This is a genomic window from Pseudomonadota bacterium, from assembly GCA_039028155.1.
GTDB lineage: Bacteria > Pseudomonadota > Alphaproteobacteria > SP197 > SP197 > JANQGO01.
Genome location: JBCCIS010000006.1, coordinates 130,485 through 150,711 on the forward strand (window position 1 = coordinate 130,485; position 20,227 = coordinate 150,711).

20 protein-coding genes are annotated in these 20,227 nt (G+C 63.2%); 7 read left to right on the forward strand and 13 right to left on the reverse strand.

Annotated elements, in window-relative coordinates; all coding sequences use genetic code 11:
- Position 1: 1 nt before the first annotated feature.
- The 10 genes from AAF563_05220 to AAF563_05265 all read right to left on the reverse strand — a co-directional run bounded on the left by AAF563_05220 (position 2) and on the right by AAF563_05265 (position 7,650).
- Positions 2–493 (reverse strand): hypothetical protein, encoded by a 492-nt coding sequence (locus tag AAF563_05220; protein ID MEM7120656.1) that lies wholly within the window; start codon positions 491–493, stop codon positions 2–4.
- Positions 494–496: 3 nt separating this feature from the next.
- Positions 497–718, reverse strand: a complete 222-nt coding sequence (locus AAF563_05225; protein MEM7120657.1) for a hypothetical protein — start codon at positions 716–718, stop codon at positions 497–499.
- 30 nt (positions 719–748) lie between these two features.
- Positions 749–970, reverse strand: coding sequence for a hypothetical protein (locus AAF563_05230; GenBank protein MEM7120658.1), 222 nt, complete (start codon positions 968–970; stop codon positions 749–751).
- A 360-nt stretch (positions 971–1,330) separates the two neighbouring features.
- Complete coding sequence (locus AAF563_05235) at positions 1,331–1,567, reverse strand: hypothetical protein (GenBank protein ID MEM7120659.1); 237 nt, start codon at positions 1,565–1,567, stop codon at positions 1,331–1,333.
- 54 nt (positions 1,568–1,621) lie between these two features.
- Positions 1,622–3,355 (reverse strand): flotillin domain-containing protein, encoded by a 1,734-nt coding sequence (locus AAF563_05240; GenBank protein MEM7120660.1) that lies wholly within the window; start codon positions 3,353–3,355, stop codon positions 1,622–1,624.
- Between the two features lie 59 nt (positions 3,356–3,414).
- A complete protein-coding gene (locus tag AAF563_05245) occupies positions 3,415–4,140 on the reverse strand; it encodes a YqiJ family protein (protein MEM7120661.1) in 726 nt (241 codons plus the stop codon).
- Positions 4,141–4,168: 28 nt separating this feature from the next.
- Positions 4,169–4,846: a PspA/IM30 family protein gene (locus tag AAF563_05250; protein ID MEM7120662.1), complete on the reverse strand. Its 678-nt coding sequence runs from the start codon at positions 4,844–4,846 to the stop codon at positions 4,169–4,171.
- On the reverse strand, positions 4,839–5,369 hold the full coding sequence (locus tag AAF563_05255; protein MEM7120663.1) for a hypothetical protein: 531 nt from the start codon (positions 5,367–5,369) through the stop codon (positions 4,839–4,841). Before AAF563_05255 ends, AAF563_05250 begins: the two co-directional genes overlap by 8 nt.
- 180 nt (positions 5,370–5,549) lie before the next feature.
- On the reverse strand, positions 5,550–6,350 hold the full coding sequence (locus AAF563_05260; protein MEM7120664.1) for an alpha/beta hydrolase: 801 nt from the start codon (positions 6,348–6,350) through the stop codon (positions 5,550–5,552).
- Between the two features lie 4 nt (positions 6,351–6,354).
- Positions 6,355–7,650: an O-acetylhomoserine aminocarboxypropyltransferase gene (locus tag AAF563_05265; protein MEM7120665.1), complete on the reverse strand. Its 1,296-nt coding sequence runs from the start codon at positions 7,648–7,650 to the stop codon at positions 6,355–6,357.
- Positions 7,651–7,796: 146 nt separating this feature from the next.
- Between AAF563_05265 and AAF563_05270 the strand changes: the two genes are divergently transcribed.
- From AAF563_05270 to AAF563_05290, 5 genes are all read left to right on the forward strand, one after another.
- A complete protein-coding gene (locus AAF563_05270; GenBank protein ID MEM7120666.1) occupies positions 7,797–9,107 on the forward strand; it encodes a 3-hydroxyacyl-CoA dehydrogenase family protein in 1,311 nt (436 codons plus the stop codon).
- A 116-nt stretch (positions 9,108–9,223) separates the two neighbouring features.
- Complete coding sequence (locus AAF563_05275) at positions 9,224–9,610, forward strand: Rid family hydrolase (protein MEM7120667.1); 387 nt, start codon at positions 9,224–9,226, stop codon at positions 9,608–9,610.
- A gap of 74 nt (positions 9,611–9,684) precedes the next feature.
- Positions 9,685–10,719 (forward strand): GlxA family transcriptional regulator, encoded by a 1,035-nt coding sequence (locus AAF563_05280; GenBank protein ID MEM7120668.1) that lies wholly within the window; start codon positions 9,685–9,687, stop codon positions 10,717–10,719.
- 189 nt (positions 10,720–10,908) lie between these two features.
- Complete coding sequence (locus AAF563_05285) at positions 10,909–13,008, forward strand: hydantoinase/oxoprolinase family protein (protein ID MEM7120669.1); 2,100 nt, start codon at positions 10,909–10,911, stop codon at positions 13,006–13,008.
- On the forward strand, positions 13,005–14,735 hold the full coding sequence (locus AAF563_05290) for a hydantoinase B/oxoprolinase family protein (GenBank protein MEM7120670.1): 1,731 nt from the start codon (positions 13,005–13,007) through the stop codon (positions 14,733–14,735). Before AAF563_05285 ends, AAF563_05290 begins: the two co-directional genes overlap by 4 nt.
- 38 nt (positions 14,736–14,773) lie before the next feature.
- Here the strand turns inward: AAF563_05290 and AAF563_05295 are convergent, their stop codons facing one another.
- Entirely contained in the window at positions 14,774–15,730 is a 957-nt protein-coding gene (locus tag AAF563_05295; GenBank protein MEM7120671.1) for a glycine betaine ABC transporter substrate-binding protein, read from the reverse strand.
- Positions 15,731–15,875: 145 nt separating this feature from the next.
- Positions 15,876–16,646, reverse strand: coding sequence for an IclR family transcriptional regulator (locus tag AAF563_05300; protein MEM7120672.1), 771 nt, complete (start codon positions 16,644–16,646; stop codon positions 15,876–15,878).
- Between the two features lie 104 nt (positions 16,647–16,750).
- On the opposite strand from AAF563_05300, the gene AAF563_05305 reads away from it, so the two are divergent.
- Together AAF563_05305 and AAF563_05310 are read left to right on the forward strand one after the other, a co-directional pair.
- Entirely contained in the window at positions 16,751–18,313 is a 1,563-nt protein-coding gene (locus tag AAF563_05305) for a trimethylamine methyltransferase family protein (protein ID MEM7120673.1), read from the forward strand.
- The gene (locus tag AAF563_05310; GenBank protein ID MEM7120674.1) at positions 18,310–19,539 is read left to right on the forward strand and encodes an FAD-binding oxidoreductase; all 1,230 of its coding nucleotides are present in this window, start codon (positions 18,310–18,312) and stop codon (positions 19,537–19,539) included. Before AAF563_05305 ends, AAF563_05310 begins: the two co-directional genes overlap by 4 nt.
- 25 nt (positions 19,540–19,564) lie before the next feature.
- On the opposite strand, the gene AAF563_05315 is transcribed toward AAF563_05310, so the two are convergent.
- Entirely contained in the window at positions 19,565–20,023 is a 459-nt protein-coding gene (locus AAF563_05315) for a hypothetical protein (GenBank protein ID MEM7120675.1), read from the reverse strand.
- Positions 20,024–20,227 lie beyond the last annotated feature (204 nt).

Here is a 20,227-nt window from a genome sequence, read left to right on the forward strand (position 1 = left end):
GTCACGCAGCTAAGGCGCAGAGGATGAAAGCCAAGGCGATCATGCCGAGCGCGACCATGTTGGTGCGCGCTGAAAGACCAATGTCCTGGCGAAAGTCGACGATCCGATAGAGCTCCGGATCCTGCCAGCGGTAACGGTGCATGCGGTCCGTCGCATGCCACCATGTTGCAGCCAGAAGCACAGCGGTAGAAACGAGGATCGTGGCGAGTAGCTCTGCGCCCCCGTCAAACATTCGGATGATGTGCAGACGGCCGCTGTACGGCGACGCTGGTTGTGTGACGAAACCTGCGATCAAAAGTAGCAATGCCAGTCCAGTCATCCGCCAACGGAGTCTTTGCGTCACCCGGCGCTTTGACCTCGACGCAGTAGTACCGTGGTCCTTCGGGAAGTTCGGTACGTCCGGTGGGGTGACGCCGACATAGAAGATGGCAACACCGATGATGATCAGCGCGTTGCTGGCTGGTCCGATCCAGTCACCGAGCGCGTTCCACACAGCTCATATCTCGGTCAGCAGGGCCAGGCCGACGCCGATGGCGATCATGATCAATCCGGTCAACGTGACCTTGGCGAGCTTGCGCTGATGGCTCGTGTTGGTGATGTCGGCATGCTCCTCCTGGTGATCGGTATACGGCATGTTGAAAATGTTGCTGAGCGACATCAGACCGAAGCCGATGAGAACGATGCCAACGGCTATGAAGATGATTGCGGAAAGGGCCATAGTCGCGATCCCCCGTCGTTGTCGCCCGGATCAGGCGCCCACAAGAAACATCATTACGAATCCGATAACCAGCAGGCCGAGCCCGGTCAACAGGACCCACAGGTTGGTGCGATGCACACCCTTGTCCGTGGTGGTCCCATGATAACGCTCTTCCTTTGCCAACAGACCGTAGAGGTTGGCGGCCGAGAAGACGCCGACGCCGGTCACAAGGCAACCGACACAGACAAACGCTAATCCGATGACAAATCCCATGGCTCCTTCTCCTTCGTCGTTGGTTATCAGGTCGTCCATTCGAGCCGACGTGCTGGTACTCGCATCACGCAGGCACGCCTAGAGCATGGCCAGTAGCAAAAGCAGAATGCCTGTGGCCAGTACGATAAGTCCGATCTTTAGGACCGCGCCTTTGCGGCCTGTTCGGTTCTGCTCGTCGCGAAGCGAACGTGTTTCATCGTACGTGTTCGACGTGTGCCCAGCAGATATGTAGGCGCTGCCCATCGATCCCATGACTCCTACGGCGACAAGACAGCCGCCGACGATAATGAGAGGGGACGCCAAGAGCGCGAGTGCGGACATATCACTCCCCCTTCCGCTGGTTGGTCCATCGTTTCGGCATCACAGACCCGCCACCACCACAAGAACGGCGCCGACAGCAAACAGTTTGAGGCCCAGTGTGATGCGCCGTTTGCGGCTGCCGGGGTCGAAGGGCTGGCGGTAGGCGCGGCTGCCGACCGGTTGCTTCGGGCCGTAGCCGCTGATGAACGCGTGGCTGCCGGGCCGGATGAAGCCGGCGGCGGTCAGACAGCCGCCGACAAAGATGAGAGGTACACCAAGGAACAACAGAAGACTCATGCCACGTTCCTCCTTCGTCTGAGGGGGCGGCCGAAGCCGCCCCTTGCGCGGGCCCTAGTCCCCCGCGTCGCTACGGCCGACCTCGTCCTTCAAGCTGTCGACAAACCCGTCGAGGTTGTCGGCGTTGAGGCCGACCTCTTTCATCAGCGCGTCGATCAGCGGCGCCTGGCTGCGATAACGCAGCGCGCTGGCGACCACCTGGTCAGCGAGGCCGGCACCACCGCCGGCGCCGGCGCCTTCGACGGCGGCGCCACCGTTGCCGCCGCCGCCATTGCCGTTGCCGGTCAGGCCGTCGACCTGGACGATCTTGATGCCGTCGATCTGCTCCATCGGCTTGACGGATTCGCGGATGATCGACTGCAGGTTCTCGATGATGGCGAGCTTCACCTTCATCGCGACGATTTCTTCGGTCAGCGTGTTGTCGGCCTCGTTGAGCGCCTTGCGCCCGGCCGCTTCGACCGCGTAGCGGATCTCCGCCGCAACGGCCTTCAGCTTCTCGGCCTCCGATTCGCCGGTGGCCTCGATGCGCACCTTTTCCGACGCGGCTTCCGCGAGCGTGCGGATGGCGTCGGCCTCGTCATTGGCGGCCTCTTTCTGGGCCTCGGCAGCGACCTTGATCTTGATCGCGTCGCGTTCGGCGACACGGCTCGCCTCGACCAGCTCGACGATCTTCTGACGCTCGGCCTGTTCGGTCTCGCGCGAGGTGATGACGAGTTCCTCCTCGCGCACTGCCTCGGCGCGCGCGCGGTCGGCTTCGGCCTGGGCGACCGATTGCGCCTTCGACTTCTCGGCGACGGCGATCTCGCGGTCTTGGTTTGCCAGTTCGACTGCCTTGTTGCGGTTGATGTCGCGCTCCTTGACCTCGCGGTCTTTCTCAATGCGCGCCTGTTCGACCTCACGCTCGGCCTCGATCTTCGACTGCTCGACGTCGCGGGTCGCCATGATGCGCGCCTGTTCGGCCTCACGCTCCTGTTCGGCCTGCTCCCTGGCAATCTCGGCAACCTGGGCGGCGCGGCGCACTTCGACCTCGCGGGTCTGTTCGAGGCGCGCGTATTCGGTGTCGCGGCCGATCTGCAGTGACTGGCGCTCAGTCTCCAGGTCCTTCAACTCGATCGCGACCTTGGTGTCGCGTTCGATCTCGTTGCGCCGCTTGCGGCGGTCTTCAATTTCGTCGGTCAGTTTGGTCAGACCGGCGGCGTCAAACGCGTTGTTGGGGTTGAAGAAGTCGCGGTCGGTCTGGTCGAGGCCGGTCAGCGACACGGATTCAAGCTCCAGACCGTTCTTCAACAGGTCCTCGGAAACCGCTGTCTGGACCTTCTGGACGAATTGGACGCGTTGTTCGTGCAGTTCCTCCATCGCCATCTCGGCGGCGACCGCGCGCAAGGCGTCGACGAACTTGCCTTCGACCAGTTCCTTCAAGGATTCCGGATGCATGGTGCGCTTGCCCAGCGTCTGGGCAGCGGCCGCAATCGAGTCCGCGGTCGGCTGGACACGGACATAGAACTCCGCCAGCACGTCGACACGCATGCGGTCGCGGGTAATCAGCGCCTGCTGATCGTTGCGACGCACTTCCAGGCGCAGCGTGTTCATGTTGACGGGAATGGTGTCGTGCAGCACCGGGAAGACCAGGCTGCCGCCGTTCATGACGACCTTCTGACCGCCCATGCCGGTGCGCACGAACGAGATTTCCTTGGTCGCGCGCTGGTAGAGCCGCGCCATGATCAGCCCGATGGTTAGCAGGGCGACAAGGGCGATGCCTGCTAAGATAAGGATGTCGATAATGGCCATGGTCTCTACTCCAGTCTGTTGGTCGTCAGGGGGTTAACGGCCGCCATTCTTGCGCTGGCTTAGCTATCGGTATCGAGCACCGCACCGGTCGCCGTGATGGCGCGGAAGACCGCGCTTTCGCCGCTGACCAAGAGCACCTGGTCGCCGGAATCGAAGACGTCGCCGTCGACATCCGGCTCGACCATGACGTAGTGGGTCTGGCCGTGCTGGTCGGTGAGCTTGGCCTGGGCCGGCATGCCTTTCTTGGCGGTGCCCAGGGTAATGGTGGCGACGCGGCCGATAAAGCTGTCGCGCGTCACCGCGGATGTTTCCTCCTTCGGTATGAGCTTGGAGAAGCCGAGCCCGAACATGCGCACCACCGGCAAGCTGGCGATGAACACGATGGGCGCGACGATCCACGCAGTGAGGGGGCCACCGATGACGCCGACGATGATCGACTGCACGATCAGCCCGCCCAGACCGAACACGGTCAGCAGGACGACGAGCAGAACCAGCGCCGGCACCTTGCCGATGCACAGCCAACCCAACAGGGACGACAGCGCGCTGGCATGTCCGAGCTCCGGTGCGTCGATAGCCGCATCGGCATCGAGGTCCATGTCCATATCGACATCCATGTCGACATCCAGATCCACGTCCACGTCGGGCGTGTCGGGCAGCATGTTGTCGATGAACGACGACATGCCCATGCCCAGCAGTGTCGCGACGCCTTCAAGCACGGCGATGCCGAGCATCACGACGATGGCCGTCGTGAAAAGAACGTTCTCGGGCTGCAACAGGCTGGACATGGTGGTGGTTATCCCTCCTCGGGCGCGATCAGGACGCGCTTGACTTGAATTGGCTCAACCGCTCCTGAATGCGGTTCTTGCGCGAGAGGTCGTCGAGCTCGGCGAGCTCTTTGGCCGTCTTCGCGTCAGGCGTCGAGCTGCCGGGGGCAAGACCCGCCGAACGCTCCATCACGCGGTCGAAGGCTTTCTCGGCCCGGCTCACCGACTCGGCGACACTGGGGCCGGCCGGGCTGCCGCCGGTCGCGCTTTGCGCTCCGCTTTGCTTCTGCGCTTTGCGGAACTGAGCGAGCTCGTCCTGCATTTCGCGCTTGCGGCCTTGAAGCGCCGTGATGAAACCTTCCATCTCAGCTTCGTCTTCGCCGGCCTGGGCAATCGACTGTTCGAGCACCGGGATCTGCGCCTCGATATCGAGCAGTTTGCCAACCGCCGTCTCGGCCAGGTCCTCACGGCCTTCCTTGATCGCAAGCTGGACCTTTTCGGAAAGCGCGTTGTGTTTGGCGTTCTCGTCGGCAAGCCGGTTCGACGCCAGGTGCTTGCGCGCGACGACCTTGCCGAGTTCGGCGCGGACGTCGTCGATGCCTTTGTCGATTTCACGCACGGCCTGTTCCATGACCGCTTCGGGCGCCATGTTCTCTGCCGCGTCGATTACCTGATTAGCAGCGCCGCTGATCAGACGGCCAACGCGTGATCCAAGATTATCAGCCATCGGTCCTTCCTTTCTCCGTCTCTAGTTGGGCACGAATGATGTCACAAAGCTCAACCACGGGTTCCATGCGGCGCGAGATAGCCGAGCTATCGTAGCAAGGGTTGTGCCGCGTTACCGCCATACGTAACACCCGCTCAACAAAAACAAACACCCTGTCGGCCAGGCCGTCCTCCAGCTTCTGAAGCTTGTCCGCCGCCTCCTCGTCGTCGGCGTTGGGCAGATTGCCCATCAGGTAGGCCATGGTGTCCGGCAGCCAGGATGCTGCCTGGGCCAGCAGTTCGGAGTGCTGCTTCACGCGGCCCTCCGCATCCCGCAGCCGGCGCTCGGCCGGCGCTTCGATATCCTGCAAAACGGCCAGAACATCAGCATAACTGCGGTTTCCTGACCGTCTTCGTCGCGCCTCGGCAATCAGGGCGCGCAGCTTTTCGCTGTGGGTCGTGGCACCGGGTATGGCGAGGCCGTTGAGAAAATCGGCGTCCGCCTCCGAGATACGGACGCTCAAGGGCACGGTCTTGTTGGGCACGGGGCTGAAGCCTCCAAGCTTATGTCAGCGAATGTTTACATTTGTATACACATGGGGATGTTTGGAGACAAATCAAGCGAAATTGTGGCGAACAGCAAAAGCGCCGGCGGGCATGGGGCCCGTCCAGCGCTGAAACTGCTTCGATTCGGTTATCTGGGTCCCGTTATGGGACAGTCGATTTTAGGGCGCCATCGCCTCGATCATGGCGTCAAGGGTCTCGTCCGGCTGCTCGGCCATCATCATGTGGCCGCAGCCCTTGAGCACAATCATGCGGCCGTTGGGCAACGCCTCCATCAGGCTCTTGGCGTTGCGCGGCGGTGTCATCATGTCGCGGTCGCCCAGGATGAGGACCGCCGGGCAGGCGATCTTGGCGGCGTCTTCGAGGCCCGACTGATAGTCGTTGCAGGCCTTCATGTCGTTGTGCAGCACGCCCGGTGCGCCGCGCTCCAACAAACGCAGGCCGGTCTCCGTCACCCAGGTGCCGGGCGCCCGGTTGCCGCCGATCTGTGCTTTTTTGCTGAAGCCCCACAGCGTCACCATGTCGAACGCCGCGTGGTTGTTGGCCTCGGCGTTATCCAGCAGCGCATCGGCGACCGGCATCGGCACCGACGTACCGAGCAGCACGACACGCTCAATGCGATCGCCGTGGCGCGCGGCCGCGTCAATCAGGGGCAGGGTGCCCATGGAGTGTCCGACCAGCGTGGTGCGTTCGACGCCGGCCGCGTCCAGGGCGGCGATCAGCCAGTCGCCGATGGCGCTGATGGTCGGCAGGGGCGGGCCTTCCGAGTTACCGTGCCCGGGCAGGTCGACCGCCATCACCGCATAACCGTGATGGGCGAAGTAACGCGCCGGCAGCGCCCAGACCGTCCGGTTCATGCTGGCGCCGTGGACAAACATCATGACCGGCAGGCTGGGGTCGAAGGTTTTGCCCCCGGTCGCCGCGAAGACCTTTTTGCCGTCGACGGTGAGATCGAGCGCCATCGCCTCAAACCTTCTTGGCGGCACGCAGGCCGCGTTCGAGATCCTCGATCAGATCGTTCGGATCCTCCAGCCCGACCGAGAGCCGGACCAGGCCCTCGGAGATGCCGGCTGCTTCCAGTGCGGCGGCATCCATCTGCTGATGCGTCGTGCTGGCCGGATGAATGACGAGCGACTTCGCGTCGCCGACATTGGCGAGATGGGAGAAAAGCTGCAGCGCCTCGATGAACTTGGCGCCCGCAGGTCGCCCGCCCTTCAAGACAAAGCTGAAGATCGCGCCGCAGCCGTGGGGCAACAGCTTCTTGGCGAGCGCGTGATCGGGATGGCTTTCCAGCTCGGGATAGCCAACAGATTCGATGGCGTCGTGGCCGTCCAGGAAGGCGACGATCTTCCTCGTGTTCTCGACATGGCGCGCCATACGCAGCGGCAGCGTTTCGACGCCCTGCAGAATGTGAAAGGCGTTGGTCGGGCTCAGGCAGGCGCCGAAATCGCGCACACCCTCGGCCCGCGCGCGCATCAGCAAGGCGTTGGGCCCGAACTCCTCGGCGAAGTCGATGCCGTGATAGCCGGCGTAAGGTTCGGTGAGCGTCGGGAACTTGCCCGACGCCTCCCAGTCGAAGGCGCCGCGGTCGACGATGACGCCGCCGATGGCGACGCCGTGCCCGCCCATGAATTTGGTCGCCGAATGCATGACGATGTCGGCGCCCATGGTCAGCGGCTGGGCCAGCGCCGGCGAGGCGAAGGTGTTGTCGACCATCAGCGGAATGCCGTGATCGTGCGCGATCACCGAGACCTTGGGGATGTCCATCACCTCCAGGCCCGGGTTGCCGAGCGTCTCGCCGAAGATCAGCCGGGTCTCCGGCCGGATGGCATTTTTGATCGCCTCGGTGTCGCGCGGGTTGACGAAGGTCGTCTCGATGCCGAAGCGCGGCAGGGTGTAGTTGAACATGTTGTGGCTGCCGCCATAGATCGAGCCGGACGCCACGATATGGCTGCCCTGGTCCATCAGCGTCACTATCGCCAGATGCAGCGCCGCCTGTCCGCTTGCGGTGCAGACGGCGCCGACGCCGCCCTCGAGCGCGGCGACCCGCTCCTCCAGCACCGCCACGGTCGGATTCGAGATGCGCGAATAGATGTGGCCCGGCCGCTCCAGGTTGAAGAGCGCGGCGGCCTGATCGACGTCGCGGAAGACATAGGATGTCGTCTGGTAGATCGGCACGGCGCGCGAGCCGGTTACGGGATCGGGTTGCTGGCCGGCATGCAGCGTCAGCGTGTCGAAACCTGGATAATTGGGTAGTGCCATCGGCGGCCTCCTGGAGCTGTCGGCGGCGACCCTAAACGCCCCGTGACCGGCGGTCCAGGCACGAGGACGATCACGATCAGGCGGCGTTTCCAAGTCGGGGGAAATTGGGTTAGGTAACGCCGGACAACGTTTGGGGAGCGACCATCATGACCCGCGAGATCACCTCGGTTGCCGTTCTGGGCGGCGGCACCATGGGTGCCGGCATTGCCGGCGCCTGCGCCATGTCCGATTGCAAGGTGCTGCTTCTGGATATCAACCAGGAGGCCGTCGACAAGTCGATGGAGCGGATTACCGGCGGTCGCGCGCCGGCGCTGGACGACCCGGCCAAGGCCGAGCTGATCGAAACCGGCACCTTTGACGACCTCGACCGCATAGCCGGCTACGACTGGATCTGCGAGGCGGTGATCGAGGATCTCGCCACCAAACGCGATCTGTTCGTGAAGTTGGAGGCGGCCCGTGATGAGGGTTCGGTGGTCAGCACCAACACATCGGGTATCCCGCTGCGCGACATCACCGAAGGCATGCCCGAGCGCCTGCGCCGCGACGTCGTGGTCACCCACTTCTTCAATCCCGTGAAGGTGATGAAGCTGTTGGAGGTCGTGCCGGGCGAGGAGACGACGCCGGATGTCATCCAGGCGATGGCGAGTTTCGGCGCCGAGAAGCTGGGCAAGGGCGTCGTCCACGCCAAGGACACCGTCAACTTCATCGGCAACCGCATCGGCTGTTTCTGGATGCTGTCGGGACTGCACAAGGCGAAGGAAGCGCGCGGCGCCGGGCTCTCGATGGAAACGATCGACGCGCTGATGTCGATGCCGGTCGGCCTGCCGCCGACAGGTCTCTATGGCCTGATCGACCTGATCGGCCTAGACGTCATGGACTTCGTCGGCAAGAACCTGGCGATCAACCTGCCCCAGGGCGACCCCGGTCACGCCTATACCAAGTTCCCGCCGGAAGAACAGGCGATGCTGGAGCGCGGTCAGTTGGGCCGCAAGACCGGCGGCGGCTTCTATCGCGTCACCAAGACCGAGGACGGCGGTCGGTTGAAAGAGGTTTTCGATCTGGATGCCGGCGACTGGCGACTGGCCGATGAGGTCGCGTTGGCCGAAAGCCACAGTGAACTGGTCTCGCTGATGAACTCGGATGACACCCAGGGCGCCTTCGCCCGCGATCTGATGGGCGGCGCGCTGCTCTATGCCGCCAATCTGGTGCCGCAGATCGCTGACGACATCGTCAACATCGACCGCGCCATGCGCTGGGGTTTCGCCTGGAAGAACGGGCCGTTTCAGATGCTCGACATCATCGGTCCCAGTGCCGTGATCGAGCGCTTGGAAGGCGAGGGCAAGCCGTTGCCGCAAATGCTGCGGGTCCTGAAGGATGCGGGTGCAGCCTCGTTCTATCGCGCCGATGGTGCGGAGTTTCTGGGCCTTGATGGCGCCTGGCACAACGTGCCGAGCTAAGGTCAGCAGCCCTACAGCAAGGAGTCGTTTGCCGGCGTCTGGATGTCGCTGGCCAACCGCTCGTTGTCCAACCCGCGCCGCATCATGGCCACCAACCGTTTTGAGGAGGTGGCGCCATGCCGCGAACAGCCGTAATCGCCGACGATGCGCCCTTTGGCGCCGGTCCCTACGCGCCGGCGGTCAAGGCCGGCGACTTCGTCTTCCTGTCGGGCATCGGCGCGCTGCATCCCGATACCCACGCCATTCAGGGCGCGACGGTCGCCGAGCAGACGCGCCACACCATGGCAAACATCGAGGCGATCCTGCGGGCCTGCGGCGCGACCCTGGATGATGTCGTCAAGATGAGCGTCTATCTGCAGGAGAGTTCGGACTACGAGGCGTTCAACGCCGTCTATGCCGAATACTTCGCCGAGCCCTATCCAGCGCGGCTCACCGTCGGCGCGGGCCAAGTCTGGGACATGCTGATTAAGATGGATTGTGTGGCTTACCTGGGCGCAGACTAGGCCCTGACGCCGCCCAAAAGCGGCCCAGCCTTGACCGCCGGCCACGTGATGGCGCGGCACCGCACCGTGTGGCCATGTCCCCTGACCGTGACGATCTTGCCGACAGTCTGGAAACCGAGACCTTCGGCTTTCTTCTGATCGAGCGGTTCTCCTTCGTCGGTCTGTCGTCGGCCGCCGATGTGCTTGCGATGGCCAACTATGTCAGCGGCCGCCCGCTCTATCGCTGGTTTTCGATCGGCGTCGAGCCGGGCACCGTCGACAGCGTGAGCGGCTTCAAGGTCGCCGCCGACTATACGCTCGACAATGCCCCGGCATCGTCCTCGATCGTCGTGTGCTGCGGTATCGGCGGCAACCAGTTCGATGACGACCGCGTCGGCGCCTGGCTGCGCCGGCAGCACGCGCATGGCGCCAGAGTAGGCGCGATTTCTACCGGCACCTGGGTCCTGGCGCGCGCCGGCCTGCTCGACGGCCGGCGTTGCACAATCCACTGGGAGGACCTCGCCGCGTTCCGTGAGACCTATCCTGATCTCGATGTCTCGACGGAGATCTTCGAGATCGATCGATCCATCTTCACCTGTTCCGGCGGCACATCGGCCATGGACATGCTGTTGTCCATGGTGGCTGTGCGCCACGGCATCGAGCTGGCGTTGAAAGTCGCCGAACAGGTCATCGTTAAAGAGATCCGGTCGGAACGCGAACACCAGCGCTCGGAACTACCGTTCCGCCTGGGCATTCGGCACCGCGCGATCGTGCGTGCCGTCGAGGTGATGGAAGAGAACCTGGAGGTGCCGGTCAGCTTGGTGGCGATCGCGCGATCCATCGACATATCCGTGCGCCATTTGGAACGCCTGTTCCGCCGCCACATGAACTGCACGCCGCGCGCCTACTACCTGCAGCTTCGCCTGCACCGCGCGCGGACGCTGCTGAAGGGAACATCCATGCCGGTGCTGGAGGTCGCGGCGGCCTGCGGCTTCGAATCGACCTCCTATTTCGCGCGCTGTTATCGTCGATTGTTCGGTCTGCCGCCCAGCGAGGATCGCGTCATGATGTCGACTTTGTTGCCGTCGGACGATCCGCATGCTGACGCGATGAGAGCAGCAAAGAACTAGGTTTTCTGAGATCTGACGTCGATTTCACGTGGCATCAGCGAGTCGGAAGCGGGTCCGCTCATGTCGTTTGATTGTTGGCGTCCAGTGGACAATTCGGCGATGAGTAGACGCGTTTCCTTGTTGTCGCGGTTACCGAGGCCGAACCATGTCCTTTAACGACACGTGCGCCGCCTGGGCGTTGTCCAGCTGATGGCTACACAACGCACCGCCCGGCTTGCGATCGATATCGGTGGCACGTTCACCGACACGGCGCTTGCCGTCGGCAGCTCTTTGATCACCGCCAAAACTCTGACGACGGCACCCCATCCGGTCGATGGCGTCTTGGAGGGTGTGCACACCATCCTATCCGATAGCGGCATCGAACCGGGTGTCGTCGCGTCTGTGGTCCACGGCACGACGCTGGCGACCAACGCGCTGATCGAACGTAAGGGCGCGAAGCTCGGTCTGATCACCACGCGCGGCTTTCGCGACATCCTGGAGATCGCCTACGAGCGGCGCTATGACCAGTACGCAATCAATCTCGACAAGCCCGACATGCTGGTGCCGCGCGAGCGCTGCTACACCATTGCCGAACGCCTGGATACGAACGGCGATGTGGTCGAACCGCTCGATGAGTCCGAGATCGACGACCTCGTCAAACAGCTGAAGATCGATGGCGTCGAAAGTCTGGCAATCTGTCTGCTGCACAGTTACGCCAATGCGGCGCACGAGGAACGGCTTCGCGAACTGATCCGTGCGCGCCATCCCGACATCTCGATCACGCTGTCATCGAAGGTCTGTCCGGAGATCCGCGAATACGACCGCTGCTGCACGGCGATCGCCAACGCCTATATCAAGCCGTTGATGAGCCGTTACCTGCATGAGCTTCAGAGCGAACTTGCACGCGAGGGGTTCACTTGCCCGCTTTACATCATGACCTCGGGCGGCGGTATGACGACGGTCGACACGGCGGTGCGGTTTCCCATTCGCTTGGTCGAGTCAGGCCCCAGCGGCGGCGCCATCCTGGCCGCGACCATCGCACGCCAGTGCGGCCTGCGCGAAGCCGTGTCGTTCGACATGGGCGGCACAACGGCGAAGGTCTGCCTGATCGACGACGCGAAGCCGCAGAAGTCGCGCGAGTTCGAAATCGCGCGTGCTGCCCGCTTCATGAAGGGAAGCGGCCTGCCGGTGCGCATCCCGGTGATCGAGATGATCGAGATCGGCGCGGGCGGCGGCTCCGTCGCGACGGTCGACTCGCTTGAGCGTATCGCCGTGGGCCCGGAAAGCGCCGGCGCCGACCCCGGCCCGGTCTGCTACGGGCGCGGTGGCGAGGCGCCGACGGTGACCGACAGCGACGTTGCGCTGGGCCTGATCGATCCGAAGAAGTTCGCCGAAGGTCGCGTGACCCTCGATAAGAAAGCGGCGGTAGCTGCGGTCGATGAACAGATCGGCGAGCGGCTCGGCGTCGGCACCGCGACGGCGGCCTATGGCATTGCGCAGATGGTCGACGAGAACATGGCGAACGCCGCGCGCGTCCACGCTGTCGAGCACGCCAAGGAGCTGACGACGCGATCGCTGATCGCGTTCGGCGGCAACGGGCCGCTTCACGCCAGCCGGGTCGCCGACAAGATCGGCGTGTCGCAGATCATCATCCCGCGTGATCCCGGCGTCGGCTCCGCGGTCGGCTTCCTGAGCGCGCCGATTTCGTTCGAGATTATCCGTAGCCTCTACATGACCATCGAGACGTTCAACGCACCGGCCGTCGCCCGCCTGTTCGCGGCGATGGAAAAGAAGGCGACCGGGGTGGTGCGCGCGGGCGCGCCCAAGGGGGCGTTGCAGAAGAGCCGCGTCGCTTTCATGCGCTACGAAGGTCAGGGCCATGAGCTCGAGGTGCCCGTACCCAACGGCCGCATCAGCGCGAAGACCGGCACCGTTTTGCTGGAGACCTATACCGCGCTCTACTTGAAGCTCTTCGGGCGGACCGTGCCCAATGTCGACATCGAGATCCTGAACTGGGCGGTCACCGTGTCGACCGAGGAGACGGCGGTCGCAAAGCTGCGCAAGTCCGGCAAGACAACACAGCCGGCCGCCAACGGCAGCGCCTCGATCTATCTTGGCGGCGCGAAGCGGGCGTCCAAGGTGCTGTCCTTTGACCGTGACGACCTTAGGGTAGGCGACCGTATCGAAGGACCGGCACTGATTGTCGAGCCGCAGACGACGACACTGGTCGGTCCCCGTTTCGACGCGGTGATCGACCGTGGCGGCAACATCGTGATGAACCGACATGCGCAGGCGGGAGGAAGGTCATGAAAAAGATCTCGCAAGCCGCGGCCATCGACCTTCAGGTCATGTGGAACCGGCTGTTGTCCGTCGTCAATGAACAGGCGGAGACCCTGATGCGCGCGGCGTTCAGCCCGATCGTGCGCGAAAGCGGCGATATCTCCGCGGGCGTCTTCGATCTTAAGGGCAACATGCTGGCCCAGGCGGTGACCGGCACGCCCGGTCACATCAACACCATGGCTGAATCGGTCAAGTACTTCATCGAGGCGTTTCCACTGGAGACCATGCGCCCCGGCGACACCTACCTCACCAACGACCCCTGGCTGGGATCTGGCCATCTGAACGACTTCGTTCTGGTGCAGCCGTCGTTCAAAGGTAAACAGTTGGTCGGCCTGGTCTCCTGCACATCCCATCTCGTCGATCTCGGCGGTCTGGGCATGGGACCGGACGGCAGCGATGTTTTCGACGAGGGTCTCCTGATCCCGCCGATCAAGCTGGTCGATGCCGGTACGATCAACGAGACACTGCTCACCCTTATCAAGTCGAACTCCCGCTCGCCGTCGCAGAACGAGGGCGACATCTATGCGTTGATCGCGTGCTGCGATGTCGCGACCGATCGCCTCGCGGCGATGATGACGGAGTTCGGCATCGATCGCCTGGACATGCTTGCTGACTACATCATCGGGCGATCGTCGGAGGTCACGATCGAGGCGATTCGCGAGATCCCGAACGGCGTCTATCGCAACACCATGATGCTGGACGGCTACGACTTCGAGATCGAACTGGTCGCCAGCCTCAGCGTCCACGACGACCACATCCTCGTCGACTTCGACGGCAGCTCGCCATGCTCGCGTTACGGCATCAACGTGCCGCTGAACTACGCGACGGCCTATTCGGTATTCGGGTTGCGCTGCATCGTGGCGCCGGAAGTTCCCAACAACGCGGGCTCGCTGGCGCCGTTTCGTGTTACCGGACCGAAATGGTGCATCCTTAATGCACAGCGTCCGGCGCCGGTTGCACAGCGCCATATCATCGGCCAGATCATGCCGGACTTGGTCTTCGGCTGCCTGCACCAAGCCCTGCCAGGTCAGATACCGGCTGAAGGCTCTTCATGCATGTATGACCTGCCCATCCGCGGCGGCTTCGACGCGGGCGGGCGCGGCAACGCGACACCCTTTGCTATCGAGCTGACCCATAACGGCGGCACCGGCGCACGCCCGGCCAAGGACGGTCTGTCAGCGACGGGATATCCGAGCGGTGTCTATGGATCCCAGGTCGAGATCAGTGAGAGCATCACACCGCTGCTGATCCGCCGCCGCGAACTTCGTCAAGACTCCGGCGGTCCCGGACGCATGCGCGGGGGCCTTGGGCAGATCATCGAGGTGGAGAACCGGGAAGGCGTGCCATTTTCACTGTTCGCGTCGGTCGACCGGATCAAGTATCCGGCGCTCGGCCGCGATGGCGGATCGAGCGGCGCGCCGGGCCACATCGCGTTGGCTTCCGGCCAGGTCTTCAGCGGCAAGGGCCAGCAGCAGATCCCGGCCGGCGAACGGCTGATCTTTCAGACGCCTGGCGGCGGCGGTTACGGCGACCCGTTCGAGCGGCCGCCTGAGGATGTGCAGCGCGACGTCGCGGCCGGTCTCTTAAGCCGAAAGGCCGCACGCGATGATTATGGTGTTGTCATTGCCACGAGCGGTAAGGTCAATGACACGGCGACCCGCAGGGCGCGATCAAAGAGAAGAGCGGCCGCCCGTTAGAAAGGGGCGGACCGCTCAGCCTAGAACACGACGGAATGTTATTGGAGCCAGGAGTCGACAGTGTCGGAGTTCTGCTGGACCCAATTCCTCGCGTATTCCTCAGGGTCGACCCCATCGACAACCAGAGCATAGGTCATCGCGCTCAACTGATCGGTGTCGAAGGCCATGTTGGAGAGTAACTCCGCTGCTGCCGGATTGGTCTCGCGCAGTGACTTCGCAAAGTGCAGGTGCAGCTGCGGCGCCGGCCACGCAACCGGTGCGCTCGACATGTTGAGCCAGTCAGCGTCATCGGTGGGCTGGACGATGACCCATTTCTCCGGGTCGTGGTCTGGTTCGCTCAGCGGCACGAGGTCATGCAGCGAGAACATGTGGTGGGGGGTGTAGCACATCATGACAAACGGGTCGTTCGCCTCGACCGCCGCGTCGAGTGCGGCGAGCGCCAGGGTCTCGTCCATCTCAAGCAGGTTCATGGTCTGATCGAAGCCATAGCTCTTGGCGCGGATCTTCTCGATATTGGTCGACGCCCAACCGGACGCACCGATCCAGATTTCGCCCATGCCGTCGCCATCGGTGTCGAACAGCGCGGCTTTCTCTGGATCCGTGAGGTCGGTGAGGCTGGTGACGCCATGCTCGTCAGCTGTGTACTTAGTTGCGCAAAATGCCGTGAACGCGGGTACGCCGTTGGGGTTCATCTCAACGGTCTGCGCTTCCACCACATACTGGTCGTGCAGGTTCTGCTGATTGGGCAGCCAGACTTCTGGATGAACATGCATCGACCCCTGATCCATCGCCTCGAAGACAATCGGGTTGGTGCCTTGCTGCAGTTCGACCTCGACACCCAGGTTGTCTTCCAGGACGACCTTCACGATGTGCGCGGTCACCCGAACAGACGGCCAGTTGGGGACGCCGACGACAATGTCGGCGGCAATCGCGGGCGCCGCCGTAGCTGACGCCAGCAACATGGTGAGGCCTGCCAAAACTGATCTTGCTTTCATGACCTGATCCTTCCCTTTGTCATCATTGTTGATCGTTTTGCGGACGGCTCGGCATCCGCCACCTATTCGGTAGGTTGCCTAGTCCCCGAGACGGTTATGCGATCTGCGCCAGGTGTTGACCGAGATGCATGCGCGACACGATCCATCAGGCTGCGTCCGGCATGCCGTCCTGGGCACCGAGGCGCGCCGATAGAGCACGGGCGGCTGCCCGAAGGTCCTCCTCATGGCGTAGTAGCGCATTGATCGGATTGCGTTCGACGAGATCCCACAGGCTCATCGCCGCGATTACCTCGCCGTGATGTCCGAAGACGGGCGCCGAGATACCGTTGACCAGAAGGAACTCCTCGCGGTCGCACAGCGCGATCCCGCGCTTGGCGACATCGCGCAGCTCTTTGGCAAATGCGCGACGCGACGTGATGGTGTTCTCCGTGCATCTCTCCAGGTTCATCTCGGCAACTATGGCGTCGCGTTTGGCCGGGCGCAGATGGGCCAACATGACCTTGCCGGCGGCGCTGGCATGGATCTGCGAATACTCACCGACCCGCGGCGCCAGTCGATAGGGTTCGATGCTGTCGACGGTCTTGATAAAGAGGACCGTGTTGCCGGCAAGCACCGACAGACAGACATGCGCGCCTGTGTTCCGATTGAGCGATTCCATGATGTCGGAGGCGACGCTGGGAAGGTCGTTCGCGCTGAGCGCACGACTCGACCAGCCGAGTAGCCTAACGCCGGGCTGATAGGTCTGCCGATCAGGGTCGAACGAGAGGAGGCGTTCGGCGACCAGGACCGAGAGGATCCGGTGCGTCGAGCTTTTCGTCATGCCGGACAGCTCGACCAAACGAGTAAAGGTCAACGGTGTGCTGTTGGCGCACACGATGTCCAGCAGACCGGCTGATTTCGCAACGATCGAACTCATCGCCATGACCCCCATTGTCGCGGCGCGAATTGACTTCGCACAGGCAGTAAGCCAGAGTTCCGTATTACAGGCAAGTAGTTCTGTAATATGGAACAATCAAATCAATGACAAACGCCGGCACGGCAACCAAACGCCAGGGGGGCCGCCAGGCCCGCCGCCTTCAGCGCAAAGAGACAGCTGAGCGAACCACGATGGAGACGGGCACCAAACTGGGGTCCCGGTTCGCGCCGTTGAGCGACTCGGATGTCCTGCGTATCCATCAGGCCGCGCTCGATCTGCTTGAGCGGATCGGCATGGCGCAGCCGACGGAACGGGTCGCGGCGGTTGCCCTGGCGAATGGCTGTTCGTTGTCAGAGACCGGACGCCTCCTGTTTCCAAGATTGCTTGTCGAAGACGTCTTGGCGCGCGCGGCAACGTCTGTCGTTGTGCATGGGCGCGACCCCGTGTTCGACTTCGAAGCACGGGTCGGCACGGTCAATTTCTGCACCGGCGGTGCGGCGGTCAGCATGCTCGATCTGGAATCGCGGACCTATCGTCCCAGCACGCTTCGCGACCTCTATGATCTCGCGCGGCTGTGCGACACCCTGCCCAACATTCAGTGGTTCGCGCGACCTGTCGTCGCCACCGACATCGCTGACATTTTCGATCTCGACGTCAACACCATCTATGCCTGCGCCGCCGGCACCAGAAAGCACATCGCGACCAGCATCACCCTGGGCGAGCACGTAGAACGTTTGGTGCCATTGCTCGATGGCTTGGCCGGCGGCGAAGGGCGGTTCGCCAAGCGGCCGTTCTGCACCGTGCACGCGACCATGGTCGTTTCGCCCATGACCTTCGCGCCCGACAGTCTGGATGTCGCCTGTGCTGCGGTTGATATCGGCATGCCGATCCACTGTCAGAGCGGGCCGCAGGCCGGCGCCACGGCACCGGCTGCGCTGGCTGGTACGCTGGCACAGATCTGTGCGGAGGTGCTGGCTTCGTTGACGATCATCAACCTTATGAAGCCTGGCCACCCGGTCGTTCTCGGCAATTGGGCATTCGTGTCCGACCTCCGGACCGGCGCCTTTAGCGGCGGCGGCGCGGAACAGGCACTGCTCGGCGCTGCCGCCGGCCAGATGGCGGCATTCTATGGCGTCCCCGGTGGCATGGGCGCAGGCATGACCGATTCGAAGTTGCCCGACAATCAGGCGGGTTTCGAAAAAGGTCTGACCATAGCGCTCGCCGCGCTGTCGGGTTCCGGCATGGTCTACGAGTCCGCCGGCATGGTGGCGAGCCTTTTGGGCTGTTCTCTCGAGGCCATGGTGATCGATGACGAGATGCTGTCGAACATCCGCCGTATCGCGCGCGGTATCGAGGTCAACGACGAGACGTTGTCGGTCGACCTCATCAGCGACGTCACCGCCGGACCCGGGCACTTCCTGGGCACCAGGCAGACCATGGATCTGATGGAGACCGAGTACGTTTACCCGCGCCTGGCCGACCGCTCGAACCCCGACGATTGGGCCGAGGCCGGTGCCTTGGACATCGCGCAGCGGGCGACGCGCGTGGTCCACGCAGTCCTTGAGAGCCATCGGCCTTGGCATATCGATCCGGACCTCGACGCCGACCTGCGGACGACCTATGTGATCAACCTTAACCGTGACGCCTTAGGCCCGACGTCTGCATGAGCGATCACTATCGCGTCGTCGTCGTTGGCGGCGGCATCGTCGGTGCCAGCGTTCTCTACTGGCTTGCCAGGCTCGGCTGGACCGACACCCTACTGTTGGAACGCCGCGATCTCACGTCTGGTTCGACATGGCATGCCGCCGGCAACACCACGTTTTTCGGGCATTACCCAGCGATCACGAGGCTCTTCATCAACTCAGTAAAGACCTATCTGGCGGCCGAGGACGAGAGCGGCCAAGCGATCGGGTTTCATTCCGCCGGCAGCCTCCGTCTCGCCACGTCCCACGACGAACTGGCGTTCTATCGGCATCTGGAACCGCTCTATCGGACGATGGACGTGCCCTATCGGGTCGTGACGCGCGAGCAGATCGCCGACATCCATCCACTGCTTGTGACCGACGGTTTGTTCGGTGCGGCCCATACCCCGACCGACGGCCATGTCGATCCATCCGGCGCGACCCAGGCGCTTGCCAAGGCGGCGACGTCGCGGGGCGCGACAATCAAACGCTGGCGTGGGGCAACCGGCCTAACATCGACGAGGGACGGTTGGCGGGTTGCAACAGCGGAAGGTGACGTCATGGCCGAACACGTCGTGCTGGCCAACAGTTTCTGGGCGCGCGAGATGGTGCTTGGACTTGGTCTCAACCTTCCGCTTTATCCGCTGCAGCATCATGAGGTCGTTACCGACGCGGTGCCGGAGCTAAAGGCGCTCGACTTCGAGGTGCCGACCGTGCGTGATCCCGCTGCACCCTCGAACACACGGCAGGAGCGCGACGGCTTTCTGTGCGGCGTCTATGAGTCCGAACCAGAGTTCTGGGCGATAGACGGCATACCGCCGGACTTCACCGAAGAACTCCTGCCACCGGATCTCGAACGATTGGAACCGCACCTGCTGCGTGTCATCGAACGACTGCCGGCCTTTGGATCGGCCGGCATCAAGGCGGTCAACAACGGGCCGATCTGCTACACGCCCGACGGCTTGCCGCTGCTGGGCCCGGTCGTCGGCCATGACGGCCTGTGGCTGGCGACGGGCTTCAACATCGGCATCGGTACCGGCGGCGGTTCCGGCGAGTTTCTCGCGCATTGGATGGTCGCGGGTGAACCAGGCGACGACTTGCCGATGGTACATCCCTCACGGTTCGACAACGCGACATCGCGTGCGGCGTGCCTCGCGGCAATCCGGCGGACCTATGCCGCCGGCTACAGTCTACCTACAATGACGGATTAGTTTGCGGTGCAGCCGGCCCAATCAATCAGGGCATGACGTTACTGAGCGATACCCAGGGCGCGCCGTCTTCACCGGGGTGGACGGTCACCTCGGTTTCCTCGAAGACGCAAATCGCGGCGGCGAGCTGACAGGTGCCGTACTCGACCGACAGCGCGGTCGGCTCGCTCAGCGCATCCGGGTCGAACGACACGGTCTCGCTGAACGGGAACTCGAAATAGTCGCCGTCCTCGGTCACGACGAGTGGCAGATCCTGGTTCCAGGCATCGGATGCCTCGGCACTGATGGCCACGCCCAGCTGGCCGTTCAGCTTATTGCCGTCATTGGGAATGAGGCCGATGACGAGGCGGTTGTCGCCCTCGATCCAAGCTTCCACCTGCATACCGCCGGGCGAGGCCAGGCTGGTCACGTCATAGGCCAGCGCCGGGCCGGACAGGATGAGGCCCGTCGCAAGGAAAAGCGCGGCAAAAGTGCGATTCGACGTCATAATGATGCAACCATAGCAAATTCGCGTCAGGTCAGTCAGTGACCACGGCCAACATATGGCGCGGAGCCTCAATTCGGTGAAATCACAATGGGTTGAGGGCACAAGTACCCCCCAAAGCGCCGGATTGAGCCCTTTTTGCGCCCGAAGGATGGCTAAATCGATGCCCTGATGGCGGTGGCACCTTCGCACCAGGTCATGGTCGCC